This window comes from Salmonirosea aquatica, assembly GCF_009296315.1.
Taxonomy (GTDB): domain Bacteria; phylum Bacteroidota; class Bacteroidia; order Cytophagales; family Spirosomataceae; genus Salmonirosea; species Salmonirosea aquatica.
This window is the reverse complement of record NZ_WHLY01000002.1, coordinates 6377654-6391789: the sequence shown is the minus strand read 5'-3', so window position 1 is coordinate 6391789 and position 14136 is coordinate 6377654. Positions and strand designations below refer to the sequence as shown.

10 protein-coding genes are annotated in these 14136 nt (G+C 48.8%); 3 read left to right on the top strand and 7 right to left on the bottom strand.

Going from position 1 to position 14136, the window contains the following annotated elements; translation table 11 throughout:
* Positions 1-104: 104 nt before the first annotated feature.
* Positions 105-3518, top strand: a complete 3414-nt coding sequence (locus GBK04_RS27805; protein ID WP_373331415.1) for a UvrD-helicase domain-containing protein — start codon at positions 105-107, stop codon at positions 3516-3518.
* Between the two features lie 48 nt (positions 3519-3566).
* On the top strand, positions 3567-5687 hold the full coding sequence (locus GBK04_RS27800; RefSeq protein ID WP_152765488.1) for a Tex family protein: 2121 nt from the start codon (positions 3567-3569) through the stop codon (positions 5685-5687).
* 130 nt (positions 5688-5817) lie between these two features.
* Here GBK04_RS27800 and GBK04_RS27795 read toward each other — a convergent pair whose 3' ends face one another.
* The 4 genes from GBK04_RS27795 to GBK04_RS27780 all read right to left on the bottom strand — a co-directional run bounded on the left by GBK04_RS27795 (position 5818) and on the right by GBK04_RS27780 (position 9410).
* Positions 5818-7062, bottom strand: a complete 1245-nt coding sequence (locus GBK04_RS27795) for a DEAD/DEAH box helicase (protein ID WP_152765485.1) — start codon at positions 7060-7062, stop codon at positions 5818-5820.
* A gap of 161 nt (positions 7063-7223) precedes the next feature.
* Positions 7224-7922: an HD domain-containing protein gene (locus GBK04_RS27790; protein WP_373331414.1), complete on the bottom strand. Its 699-nt coding sequence runs from the start codon at positions 7920-7922 to the stop codon at positions 7224-7226.
* Between the two features lie 38 nt (positions 7923-7960).
* A complete protein-coding gene (locus tag GBK04_RS27785) occupies positions 7961-8593 on the bottom strand; it encodes a hypothetical protein (protein WP_152765482.1) in 633 nt (210 codons plus the stop codon).
* A 214-nt stretch (positions 8594-8807) separates the two neighbouring features.
* A complete protein-coding gene (locus GBK04_RS27780; protein WP_152765479.1) occupies positions 8808-9410 on the bottom strand; it encodes a hypothetical protein in 603 nt (200 codons plus the stop codon).
* Positions 9411-9960: 550 nt separating this feature from the next.
* Between GBK04_RS27780 and GBK04_RS27775 the strand changes: the two genes are divergently transcribed.
* On the top strand, positions 9961-11502 hold the full coding sequence (locus GBK04_RS27775; protein ID WP_152765477.1) for an alpha/beta hydrolase-fold protein: 1542 nt from the start codon (positions 9961-9963) through the stop codon (positions 11500-11502).
* On the opposite strand, the gene GBK04_RS27770 is transcribed toward GBK04_RS27775, so the two are convergent.
* The 3 genes from GBK04_RS27770 to GBK04_RS27760 all read right to left on the bottom strand — a co-directional run bounded on the left by GBK04_RS27770 (position 11497) and on the right by GBK04_RS27760 (position 14091).
* The gene (locus GBK04_RS27770) at positions 11497-12429 is read right to left on the bottom strand and encodes a LysR substrate-binding domain-containing protein (RefSeq protein WP_152765474.1); all 933 of its coding nucleotides are present in this window, start codon (positions 12427-12429) and stop codon (positions 11497-11499) included. The genes GBK04_RS27775 and GBK04_RS27770 overlap by 6 nt on opposite strands.
* A gap of 229 nt (positions 12430-12658) precedes the next feature.
* Positions 12659-13300, bottom strand: coding sequence for a porin family protein (locus GBK04_RS27765; RefSeq protein WP_152765471.1), 642 nt, complete (start codon positions 13298-13300; stop codon positions 12659-12661).
* A 248-nt stretch (positions 13301-13548) separates the two neighbouring features.
* Positions 13549-14091, bottom strand: coding sequence for an NADPH-dependent FMN reductase (locus GBK04_RS27760; protein ID WP_152765469.1), 543 nt, complete (start codon positions 14089-14091; stop codon positions 13549-13551).
* Positions 14092-14136 lie beyond the last annotated feature (45 nt).

Below are 14136 nucleotides of genomic sequence, written 5' to 3'. Positions count from 1 at the left end.
GCTTTTTTCGTAAATTGTCGAATTGCTAAATTGAGTTGATGCTGTCGGACCGTACAAAACGGATGTCAACTGTCAACTGTCAACTGTCAACTGTCAACTATCAATTGTTCAAAGTATACAGTTCCTCCGCCGGTTCGGGAAAAACCTACACCCTTACCAAAGAATACCTGAAGCTGGCCTTACAGGCGGATTCGGATACCTACTTTCGTTCTATTCTAGCGGTAACGTTTACCAATGCCGCAGCCAGCGAAATGAAGGAGCGTATCATGACCATGCTGCGCGCCTTTTCTTCGCCGGAAGGGCAAAAACACCCCATGCTACGCGATCTGGTGACGGAGCTGTACCCTGGAATAGCTGACGATTCCGATTTATTCGCTCAAACTCTCGAACTCTACCGGATTCGGTCGCAGAAGCTTTTCCGAAAAATTCTGCACCGGTACTCCGATTTTTCGGTAATGACCATCGACAAGTTTACGCAGCGGCTCGTAAGCAGCTTCACGGACGAACTGGGTATTCCTTTCGCCTTCGAAACCCAGGTAGACAGCGACCAGCTGGCCAACGCGGTCGACCGGATGCTGGCCCGCATTGGCCAGGAAGGGGAAGCTATCCTGACCGAAGTGGTCGAAACCTACTACCGCGAAAGCGCCGAAGAGGGCAAAAGCTGGGGTAGCCTGCCGCACCGGATTCGTAAGGCCGCTTACGACCTGCTGAATGAGAAAAGCTACCTAGCGATGCAGAAGGTAAAAGACCTGACCATGTCCGACTGGATCGGCATTCGCGGAAAAATGAAACAGACCCTCGATTCCATCACGCAGGATACCTACTGCAAGGTACTGGCGCGGGAAGCCGTGGCTCTGGTACAACAAAATGGATTGGAGACGAGTGATTTTGCCGGGGGGCAGAGGGGGATCATCGGGCATTTTCAAAAGTTCAACCCAGATATAGAGGACAACGAGGAATGGTGGGAAAAACTAGCGACTGATTCGGTTATAAAGAATCTGGAAGAAGACAAATGGAATGGCAGCAAAGCCACCAAAGCCAATCAGGCTAGAATCGGGGAAATCAAAGGAAAACTGGAAGAGCTTTACCACTGTATCTTGTCCCATCAAACCCAGCAGCGGGAGCGGTATTTTCTTTTTAAACAAATCGAAAAGCACCTGTATAATCTGTCCCTGCTGGGCGAAATCAGAAAAGAATTCGATGCCCTGTTGAAGCAGGGTAACCAGGTACATATCTCCGACTTCAACCGGAAAGTACTGGAAATTGTGGCCCGCGAGCCGGTACCTTTCATATTCGAGCGGCTGGGCGAAAAGTATAACCATATTCTCGTTGACGAATTTCAGGATACTTCCAAACTCCAATTCGCTAACCTGCTGCCGCTGATCGATAATGCGCTGGGTTTTGGGCATTTTAACCTCATCGTAGGCGATGCTAAGCAGTCGATCTACCGGTTTCGGGGCGGCGATATGGATCTCATTCTCCACCTGTCGAAAAACCAGATCGGCCAACTCGCCGGGATTCTGGGCGATAGCCCCTTTACCGAAGAGCGACTCTTTGGCGTGGAAAGTAATCTTGAAGTAGCGCATCTGCGTACCAACCGCCGCAGCTTCCGCGAGGTCACGACCTTTAACAACGGCTTTTTCCGGCAAATCGCGGATTCGGTTCAGCACGAGAATCCGTCCGTCGGTCAGGTATTTGATGAGCATTTTCAGCAGGAAATGACCGCTGACGTACGTACCCACGGCCATATTCAGATCGAGTTTATCAACATTTTCCAGGAACAGGAGGAAACGGACACCAACCCGGTCGATCCAATGGTACAACGTACCCTAGAGCTCGTGGACGAGCTGAGGGTGAAAGGCTACGACTGGCGCGATGTCGCCATTCTGTGCCGCAAAAAGACCGAAGCAGCAGCCATTGCCGGGGCTTTGAAAGAACGGGGTACCCCCCTAATCTCGGATGATTCCCTGCTGCTGACTTACTCCCAAACGGTCAACCTGCTGGTGTCGTTCATGCAGGTACTGCAGACTCCCGACCACGCGCTGGCGAGGTACGAGGCAGCCTACCTCTTTCATCGGGTCATTTTGGCCAAAATCCCCGATTCTGCCCAGCACGAGCAGATCCGCCGGATGTGCAATGAACGCGACACGGGTTCGTTTCTGCATTATTTCGAGGCTTTTGAGGTGAATCTGAGTGCCTTCCGCTTACGGCAGTTGGGCGTATACGAATTATGCGAAAAGCTGATCACGAGCTTCAAACTGTTCGATGCGCAGGTCGAAGGCCCCTATCTGTTCCGGTTCATGGATGCGATTCTTGAATTCGGTACCCGGCGCAGCAATCACCTGGCCGACTTCCTGGCTTACTGGGAAACCGCCAAAGCCAAGATTTCCATCACCGTGCCCGCCAATGCGGACGCCCTCCGCATCACAACGATCCATAAATCAAAAGGGCTGGAGTACCCCGTGGTGATCGTACCCAATTGCGACTGGCAATTTACGTCCAATCCTACCCGCGATCGGATTTGGGTGGATATGGAGCACGTCGATGCGCCCGAGCTTACTATTGAAAGTGGGGTACCTGATGAGGAAATAGTAGTCAGGCGTCTGAATAGTTCGGTAGTTTCGGTGGTGAAAGAACTTTCGGAAACGGCCCTGGCTCCTGACTATGCCGATGAACTGACCCGCACTTTACTCGAAAATCTGAATTTACTTTATGTGGCCTTCACCCGGCCAGTACAGCGGTTGTATATCCTGGCAAAGAATTCGGAAAACTGGAACAGTTCAAAAAGCAAAAATGCGGTAAATCGCTGGCTGTACGACTATCTGAATAGCCCCGCTTCGCCGGTACCCTGGAACCCGACCCAAAGCCAGTACATACTGTGGGAGGGACAGGGCGATATTTTCCATAGCCACGCCAAAGGGGACGCTTTAGGCTTTCCTCTGCAAACTATCATCAGTACCGACCGTACCGACCGCCTGCGGCTGCGCCGGATGGCCGACCGGATATTCGACGTGGAGACTTTCGAAAAAAAGAAGGATCGTCTGCAAAAAATGCGCTATGCGCTGTCGCTGATCGGCACTCAGCAGGATATTCCCAAGGTAGTCCGACAATTGACCACCGAAGGCATTGTGGAGGCCAGCGAAGCCGGGCGGTTGCAGGGTACCCTGGCCGAATTGCTCAATCTTGAATCCCTTTCACCCTACTTTGCCCCCAATGCCAAGATTCGTCTGAAGCGAGAATTTCTGCTCCCCAAAGGCAAAATCCTCATCGCCGACCGGCTGGTGTCCTTGCCCGATGGTAGCGAAGCACTCATGAATGTCGTGGCCGGTACGGGTAGCGACGATTCCCGTCGCCAACTCGGTAGAGCCTTGCAAGCGTACCAGTCGATGGGGCATCCGCTTTGTCGGGGGCACTCCTCACCCTTGAGAATTCGGCGGTGGAATGGCTGGAGTAGTGGAGGGATCCTAGGGCCAGGCGTATTTCTTTATCAAAAAATAGGTACCATACATGTAAATTGAAAAGGTAGGCAATAGCTGAGCTGTTGCCTACGTCTTAAAGCATTTTCCATGAATTTTTCCCACATAGCCCGGCAGACGGGTATCTCAGAAAAGCAAGTTCGAAACACTATTCAACTTTTCGAGGAAGGCGCCACGCTGCCGTTCATTGCCCGTTACCGCAAAGAAGCTACCGGCGGGCTGGACGAAGTGGAGATAGGTACCCTCAAAGATGCCTGGCAGAAACAGCAGGAAGTGGAAAAACGTCGCGAAGCCATTCTGAAAGCCATTGATGAACAGGGAAAACTGACTGCCGAACTACGAAAAAAAATCGAAGGCGTTTTCAGCCTGACAGAGCTGGAAGATCTGTACCTGCCTTACAAGCAAAAACGTAAAACCCGGGCAGTTCAGGCGGTAGAGCGCGGCCTGGAACCGCTGGCCCTGACGATTTTTAAAGGCCAGGAAATGAACCCGGAACGAAAAGCTACTGCTTTTTTGAACAAAGAGGTACCTACCGTCGAGGATGCCTTGCAGGGCGCGCGCGACATCATGGCCGAGTGGATCAGCGAAAATGCCGACGCCCGCAACCGACTGCGCAACTTCTTTGAACGGGATGCCGTAATCATAGCCAAAGTCAAGAAGAAAAAGGAAGAAGAGGGTGCCAAGTACCGCGACTACTTCGATTTCTCGGAACCCCTGGCCCGCATTCCTTCGCACCGCTTGCTGGCTTTGCGCCGGGGTGAGGAGGAAGGGTACCTGAGTGTCAGCATCTCGCCGGATGAAGACCGGGCAATTTCCGCGCTGAGTCGACAATTTGTGATCGGTCCGCCCCTGGGCAAGGAGCAAATCGAACTGGCACTGAAAGACAGCTACAAACGGCTTCTGAAACCTGCCATCGAAACGGAATTTGCCAACCTGTCCCGGGAAAAAGCCGATGCTTACGCCATCAAAATATTCGCCGAGAACCTGCGGCAATTACTGCTGGCCGCACCCTTGGGGCAAAAGCGGGTATTGGCCATCGACCCCGGCTTTCGGACGGGCTGTAAAGTGGTGGTGCTGGATGAGCAGGGTACCTTGATCCGGGATACCGTCATCTATCCGTTCGACAAGCCTACCGAAGCACAGACGGTACTTCGACGGTTGCTGGAATCGGAAAAAATTGAAGCCGTTGCGATCGGCAACGGTACGGCGGGTCGCGAAACGGAAGATTTTACCCGAAAACTGCTGGTCACATTAGGCAAAGAGCGAGCGGTGGAGGTATATATGGTGAGCGAACAAGGAGCTTCCATTTACTCGGCCTCCGACGTGGCCCGGGAGGAATTTCCCGACAAGGACGTCACCGTGCGCGGCTCTATTTCGATTGGTCGCCGTTTGATGGACCCACTTGCGGAGTTGGTCAAGATTGACCCGAAGTCCATTGGGGTAGGGCAGTACCAGCACGATGTGGATCAATCTGCTTTGAAAGGTACCCTCGATACCGTAGTGGAAAGTTGCGTGAATTCCGTGGGCGTCAATCTCAACACGGCCAGTAAGCATTTGCTAAGGTATGTTTCGGGACTTGGCCCGGCGCTGGCGCAGAACATCGTGGACTACCGGGCCAAAGCGGGTGGTTTTCAGTCCCGCGCGCAACTCCTTAAGGTACCCCGCCTGGGAGCGAAAGCTTTTGAACAGGCGGCCGGATTTCTGCGGATCGAGGGAAGTAAAAATCCGCTGGACAACAGCGCCGTGCATCCCGAACGCTACGAACTAGTGGCCCAAATGGCCAAAGACTTGAACGCCACGATACCCCAACTGATGCAGGATCAAGCGCTGCGGAAACAGATTCAACCCAGTCGCTACGTCACGGACGACATTGGCCTACCTACCTTGCAGGATATTCTGAAAGAACTGGAAAAACCCGCCCGTGATCCGCGCGCCGAGCGAGAAACCTTTGCTTTCGATGCACAGGTACGCACCGTCGACGATTTGCGCGAAGGGATGATACTTCCCGGCATCGTAACCAACATCACCGCTTTCGGGGCCTTTGTGGACATTGGCGTGAAGCAGGACGGCCTCGTCCATGTATCTCAACTCGCCGACCGCTTTGTCAAAGATCCCAATGAAGTGGTCCGCTTGCAGCAAACGGTCAAGGTACGGGTAACGGAGATAGATTTGGCGCGAAAGCGGATTGCATTGAGTATGAAGGGGGTATAGAGGGCTGTTAGCTAATGGCTATTGGCTGATAGCTTTTTATTCCGGTTTGTGTACTAGGTGCCACAATTCTAGCCGCAGACGAGCAAAAAAAGCCAATAGCTATCAGCAATCGGCCAATAGCTAAAACAGCTTACTTCTTTTTCTTCCCTTTTTTCTTCTTCCGCTCCTCTTGTTCTTCCACTTCCTTCAAAAGTCCTTTCAAATCGAAGGTGATATTGTCCTGAGTCAGGTCGATGGTTTGCTCGTAATCTTCTTTGGGGATTTCCAGCACATTGATAGGATACCCCAGAAATCCTTCGATGGCCTCCAGCAGCGGTTGCTCCTCGGGGCTGCTGAACGAAACCGCTCGGCCCTTATGTACCCCCCGGCCGGTACGCCCCACCCGGTGCACGTACTTTTCAGTTTCTTCGGGTAGGTCATAATTGATCACAAAATCTACCTCAGGAATGTCGATGCCACGCGCGCTGACGTCCGTGGCGATCATCACGCGGAAGGTACCTCTCTTGAAATTTTGCATCACTTTCAGGCGGTCAGTTTGTTCCTTGTCGCCGTGGATGGTCTGATTTTCGAGTCCCATGCGCGTCAGGGCGGCGGCCACCCGCTCGGCCCGGACCTTGGTACGCACAAACACCAGAATTTTACTTTCCGGATTTTGTTTGATGATCCGTTCGAGGAAAAAACGCTTGTCGTCCATTGGAATGTGCGCCACCGAGTGCGTGATGTTTTTGGACACCCGGTCTTTAGGCGCAATCTCGATGCGGATGGGTTTGCTGACAATCGAGTAGGCCAGCTTCTTTATTTTGTCGTCGATGGTCGCCGAGAAAAACAACGTCTGCCGTTTGCGGGGGAGTTTTTTGATCAAATCCTCGATGTCTTTATAAAAACCCAGCGCCAGCATCTGGTCGGCTTCGTCGAGAATGAGTACCTCCACCCGGCTGAGGTCGATGTGGCCCTGACTGGTGAGGTCGAACATGCGGCCCGGCGTGGTGATGAGGATATCCACGCCCTTGTCCAGCCGCGCAATCTGCGGCTCCTGATCCACTCCGCCAAAAACGCAGACCGTCTTGACGCGTGTATGCCGGGCTATCTGGTCGAATACTTCGGTGATTTGCAACGCCAGCTCGCGGGTAGGTACCATCACCACGCAGCGGATGCCTTCGGTGCGGGCGTACTGCTTCCGTTCGTGGATCTGGCTGACGACTGGAATGGCAAAGGCCGCCGTCTTGCCGGTACCTGTCTGGGCTATCGCCAGCACGTCTTCCCCTTTCAGAATGGATGGGATGGCCTTAAACTGAATATCCGTAGGGCGGTTAAAGCCCATTTTGGCCAGGTTTTTCTTGATTTCAAACGCAATGGAATAATCTTCAAACTTCATATTGAGCCGGTAAACGCAGTACGCTACGTAGAGAAAGGCACAAAGATACGGCTTTGCCGCGGATTGGCGTGGGAAGAAGGCTAAGGATTGGGAATGTGGGTGGGAGGTACCTTGTCTTTAGGGCTTCATTGTTGATTGCGGGTTTTTTCGGAGTACATCAATTATTTTTTTAAAATGCCTTTGTCCACACTTTCATTAATCAAATTCTCTGCGTAGTTCCAAAGGGTCGCTGAACCATTTTTAATGGCCTTTTTCTTATCGTAAACTTTTTGATAGGGTACATCAAATTCTGCCCAGGTTCCCCCATTGTTCGATGTGTTTTGGAGTAAGGGTTCAAACCGATCCATCGATCTGGCAAATTTTGCTTCATCGGTAATTCCTTCTTCGAATTCCGTCCAGATGGTAATGAATTCTTCGGCTTGTTCGGCTGGTAAAAGACCAAAAATTCGTTTTGCGGCCATCAATTCTTCCTCAGTGTTGGTATGGCTTTTTGCCGTGTCGTAAATAAACGTATCACCCGCATCAATTTCTACGATGTCGTGGATTAAAACCATTTTCAACACTTTAAGCACATCAATGGGTTTATCCGAATGCTCCGCTAACACAATAGTCATCATGGCTAAATGCCAACTATGCTCAGCGTCATTTTCGTTCCGATTGCTGTTGAATAATTTAGTTTTACGTTGAATATATTTTAATTTATCAATTTCTTTGATAAAGTTTACTTGTTTTAATAAATTTTCAGTTTGCATTGTTTTATATTTTTTATTAGTACTGTTTTCTGCCTTAAATGCGTCAATAATTTTTGCATATATTGAATTTTTATACCCTAATAACTGTTTTCTTATTCTATTTTTCACGTTATAAAGGCAAGAGGCTACAACACTCAATCCCAATGTTAGGAGTTCAATATTTTTTGCTCTCCTGATTTAATTGGTATGTAGTCTTCATATTTGGTGAAATACTCTAAGCCTAAGACTAACAGCATCGAACTAATAACATATACTTTCTGCATTATAGCTGCCAGAATCCAATAACCAAAACTAAATACGAAAAAAAAGCAGTAATAAGTCATTAAACAAATAATACAGAAAACTTTGAGAAAATGAAGTTTTGATTTTAGGATAAACACTGTAATAGTAAACAAACCAAATAATGTAAAGACGATTGATATTGCTCCTAAGTCGTGCAAGGGTGTTGCGATTAAGAAAATAAAGATTATGTTGATAATGCCAATAAATTTTAGAATATTATCCCATGGCCTTGAATGTATCTTTTTAGACATATTGATAAAAAACATTCCATAACCAACCGAATGGAATGCCATTCCAATAATTGCCCATATCCTACCAGGGTTTTCTGAACCATTTATCGCATTTGCTGCAAACAAATTACTTACAAAATTTTTTGACCAGTCAAATCCAATAGAGTTTTTGTCAAGCAATGAACCGCCTGGATAGGAAAACGATGCTATAATCATTAATACTACCGAAGTAGCCAAGTATATTAAAACCGAATACTTATTGATCATCTGTTTAATATTCTGTTCAGGATTAGTTATGAATATTTATAACAAAGTCGTTTGTAATTACAGCTAACGTTTTTGGGCTTTGAGTTCGGGCGGGTTTCGGAGCACAAAACTGTCAACCAGAACTCAACTTGAATAGAAGTACAAAGTTCCAAGTTTGCACGTCACCCCGCCTGACGCAAAACCCATGTTATGCGGTCGCTATTCTATTTTTCCTTCAAAGTTCTTCAATCCGTTTTATGAATTTTCTATTTTCAGTTGCTATTAAGCCATAGCTTTTTTGTCCCAAGTAAAAAGTGGAAATTGACCAATTGTTTGTCAGAGGTTTGGATAAATCATCTATGTAATACTGCCCCGAAACCTCAAAGTCTAACATTGCAAGTTCAAATGGAAATATTTTATACAAGTCTTTCAATGTCTTGGTGAAAAAGTCGGTCAATTCTTTTGGGACTTTTGGATTTTCCGTCCAAGTCTGATACTCTGATCCAAAAACGTATTCAATCGCTGCTGTATAAAAACAGATGTCAAACCAATTAAAGCCTATATCAATTGGTTCTGTTTCTCGAACATTATAAGTCGTAAATGGAATGACAAAATTGTCAAGTCTTATAAGTCCACGGTGTTGAAAATTTTCAATGTCTGTTTGTATACTATTAAAGTCTTCGTCAAAAGGTCCTGAAACATTATTAAGTGTCCAAATAAAGTCAGTGTAGAGTTTTATTGGGTTATTGTCAATACTTGGGCAAACCTGAATAGCAAGTTCATAGAAGCCACCGCATCTTAAATCTTTGTCAAGGAATATGTTTTTTTGTTCTGTCATTCTTTATTATAGAGGAGTGAATTAACTTATAAAGTACCTAAGTTTCACGCCAGAGGCGTCGGCGGTTAATAGTAAATGTCCTTATTAACCAGTCTTTACACCCCGGAGGGGTCGACCCCTCCGGGGTGGTGATAAAATACATTCACCTGAACTATTAACAGATGGCCCCGCTGGGGCAATTACTTTAAGACTATATTCATCCATCAATAGTGGCTGTCGCCCTATGGTGCCGCATAACTCTTGCATATACGCAAGTTTTGCAGTAATTTTTGGTACTTTCCTTATTTTCTCTTGTACTTTTGATGTCGTACTTTTTGTATTGTTGTCTCCCGATGCATGGTCTGAGCTGTTTTTAGTACCACTTCATTATTCCTACCCATAGCCGTCAATAAGCACATGAAAAAGTATATACTGAGCTTTGTCGAAAGGGGGTAAAAAAGAGAGCCCAGGGTTCGGTTTCTACCTTTTTACTTCCAATTCTATATCATTACCTTTCAGGTAAAAAATGCACCTCACCGACTTTCAAAAGCAGCATCCAACCCCAAAAGATATGAAATACCTCTTTCTGATCATAATTGCTTTTTGCTCGGCCTCACTCATGGCTCAAGGTACCTTCGAAGAGTACCCCGTCGATTCGGCTTCGCTGGTTCAGCCGGGGGTACCTAAGGGCGAAATCTTGAAGTTTACCTTCGATCAATCCAAAATCTTCCCCGGTACCTGGCGGGAGTACTGGGTGTACGTCCCGGCGCAGTACGATCCGCAGCGACCTGCCTGCGTGTATGTCAATCAGGACGGTATTCAGTGGAACGCACCGACGGTTTTTGATAACCTGATCCATCAGAAAGAGATGCCAGTCACCATTGGCGTGTTCGTGACGCCGGGTCGGGTGCTGTCCCAAAAGCCCGACGAAGCGCTTGATCGCTTCAATCGCAGCTTCGAGTACGACGGGCTGGGTGATGCCTATGCTCGCTTTATTCTAGACGAAATTCTGCCGGAAGTAGAAAAGCAGAAAACCTCCGACGGGCGGGCCATCGTGCTGTCCAAAAACGGCAACGACCGCGCCATCGGTGGGTCGAGCAGCGGGGCGGTGTGTGCCTTCACCGCGGCCTGGGAGCGGCCCGATGCTTTTTCGCGGGTGTTCAGCGCCATAGGTACCTACGTGGGGCTACGCGGGGCCGACCGCTACCCGACGCTGATCCGCAAGTATGAACCGAAGCCGTTGCGGATTTTCCTGCAAGATGGCGAAAACGACCTGAACATCTACGCGGGCGACTGGTGGATGGCCAATCAGACCATACTGCGCGCGCTTACGTTTGCGGGCTACGAGGTGGATCACGTGTGGGGTACCGGCGCGCATAACGGGCGGCACGGTTCTGCTATTTTCCCCGAGGCCATGCGGTACCTCTGGAAAGGCTGGCCCACTCCCATCGAAGCCGGAGCTTCCAAAAACCAGATGTTTACGGAGGTACTTATTCCCAATGTCGATTGGGAGCCCATGGGCGAAATGATCAAAGGATACGATAAGATTGGCATTACGACGGCCGGCGACGTGTATTTTCAGAATGCCAAAGGCAAAAAAGCCAGTGGCTTTGGAGCCGATGGAAAATTGGCTGAACTGGACAGCCTGCCGCCCATCCCCGTGCGCCCGAAACTGGTGGGTAACCCAGGTATCAAGGTAGGGGGAGCCACTCTTTCACCCGATCAGACACAATTGTACGCTACGGATGCCGCCTCGCATTGGGTGTGGGTGTACCAGGTACAGCCCGATGGTACCTTCAGGTACGGGCAACGTTACGGCTGGCTTCATGCGCCGGATACGGCCGACAACGCCGGGGCCACCGATGTGGTGTGCGACCGGGACGGCCGGGTGTATGTGGCTACCGCCTTGGGTGTGCAGGTACTGGACCAAACGGGTCGGGTCAATTTAATCATACCTACCCCCGAAGAAAAGGCCGATCATGTGGTTCTGGGAGGGCCGGAATTTAATGAACTCTACGTGGCGGCCGGGGGCAAAATCTATCGCCGCAAGCTTAAAGTCCGGGGTTCCAACAGTTTTGAAGCCCCTGTAAAACCCGCCAAACCCAAATTATAGTACCCGAAGACTTTCGGTTTTGAGCTTCATTTCTTCGGGAATGTGGGTCAATATGTCCTCCCGCAAAACTTCGATTAACCGGGTTTTGACGTGTTCCCGGTTATAAATGAGATGAATTTCCCGCGCCGGGGCCGGAGCCTGGAACTCCCGCACGTGAGCCAGCCGGGAAGGTACCAGGTCCAGGACGGCCAGTTCAGGAATGATGGTGAGCCCCCCGCTGCGCTCCACCATCCGGATCAGCGTTTCGATATTCCCCGCCCGATAGCTTAGGCTGTGGCCGGTGGGTCCGGTTCGGCTGAGTTCGCACAGTTTCTGAATTTGGGTCCGGAAACAATGTCCTTCTTCCAGAAGCCATAATTCGTTCGGATCGATATCTTCGGGAAGGATGTACTTTTTTTCGTATAGGACGATCCGTTCGGAAGCATACACAAACAACTTCTCGCGGTAGAGCGGGGCACTTTGAAAGGTGTTTCCCTCGGCCAGAGTAGCCACAATGCCCACGTCGATCGTGCCGCTTTTCAATTCGTGCAGTACCCGATCGGTAATCATCTCCGTGATCTGTAAGTGAATTGCCGGGTATTTTTCCATAAAATTCTGGATGAACTGGGGCAACAGATAAGGGGCGATGGTAGGAATAATGCCTACCCGGAGCTCACCCGCCATCAGATCTTTGTATTGATTGGCCAACTCGGCCAGACGGGCGGATTCCCGTAAAATGACCTGAGCCTGCGCGATGACCCGCACGCCGATTTCGGTGGGTAGTATGGGCTGCCGGGCGCGGTCGAATATTTTGACACCCAGTTCGTCCTCCAGCTTACGGATCATCATCGAAAGGGTAGGCTGGGTGACATGGCAGTGCTCGGCAGCCTGCACAAAATGGCGATACCGATCGACTGCCACGATGTATTCTAATTGCTGGATATTCAAAGGGAATCCTGGATGGTTGGTGAAGGTCGTAGTAAATCTACCTAAAAGGAATTCAGAAAAGTCCTGAATTATAGGTGTAATCTATAGAAAAGCAATACCAATCGGTTTGGTTTATTTATCTCCGGGCTTATAATTTGAGATTTGTTCTTTTCAGACGGAGCACAAATAAAAAAAGGAGCCCAATCGGAACTCCTTCTCTGTCTTTCAGATATGGATATATGGCGTTTCTTTATCGGGCTCTTAGGGTACCCGTATTTTTGTTATAGGTGCCAAAAGGGAAGGAAATGCCCAAATTGACGCCAATATTATGATTCATGATGCTGGTGGAATTGGATTTCGTGATATCCACCAGGCCCAGGCCATACCGAATATCGGTGTTGAGCCAAACCTTATTTTTGATCCGGTAATTCAGGCCGACTCCCGCCGTAAGTCCGACATCAACGGGATTGTAATTGCGATTATTGCTTTCTCCATACAGGTCGTTTCCATTACGGTCTTTGGCGTTGAGGAGAAAATTGACATGCGGACCGATGAACAATTTCGGCCGGATGGGATTTCCGTATTCTCCCAGAAAGTAGGTCAATAACAAAGGTACCTGCAGATAATTGAGCCGGATGTCGTTGGTTTTGTCCAGTACCTGCGCCCCGAGTTGGGTATAAAGCACCTGACCACTGAACCCGAGTCCGGTTCGAGAACTATAATTGTAAAAGCCCCCGATAGTAAGGCCGGCTTTCCAGTCATTGTTAGCGATGTCGCCCCGCAAATTGGCAACTGATACGCCGACAATGGGCCCGATGGAAACATTCTCCTGGGCAAAGCTTATCCCTGAGATTCCAAGCACGAGTGCGGAACAAAGAAGGATTTTTTTCATGCAATTAATACGATAAATGAATACTGGTTTTATGGCCATACGAATGACGTATGTTAGGGAGGATAGGACAAATTCCTGTTCCAAGAAGGTAGGTGATTTTGTAAAACCGTATTTAAAAATCTGATTTTAAGAACATTACGATAATTTGCCAAATGTGGAAAATATAATACCCTTCAAAATGAGGGGTAATTGTTCTACACTTTTTGGGAGGAGTCTTACAATTTGACGAGCTATTCCAGCAGTTTGTGTTAATCGATCGAATTCAGCAAAGAGTTTACCAAAGTGTCAATCCCCTGACGTGTAGCAGAATCGTTAATCTGGCCAAGTGGTCCTACTTTCCCCTTGACGCCCTGGATAAGCAAGCGGGAGTCAAGGGCAATTTTTGCCTGAATCGTGGTCAGAATCAGGTTCAGCGATTGAAAAGCCTCAGCACCCGATGCAGAAGCTACGATGAATGCAGTGGGTTTGTCGGAAAAAACCGTCGTGGATACTGTCCATTCCAGCGCATTTTTCATACTACCCGGCAAGCTAAATACATACTCGGGCGTACATATCAGAATACCGTCGGCGGCCTGGATTTTCTCTCGGAATTCAATTACCACGGCGGGAGGATTTTCTTTAACCAGATCGGGATTAAAATGAGGCAGCAAGTCGATTCCTTCGTACAGCTCGACTTCCAGTACATCGGCGTAGTGCTGACCAATGAATTTCAGAATCAATTCGTTGGACGAGTTACGACGAGTACTGCCCGAAATGGCTAAAATCCGTTTTTTATTTTTTACAGTTTCCATTCATTTAAAATTGTGAGGGTACCCTCTTAGGGGGATTGGTACGAC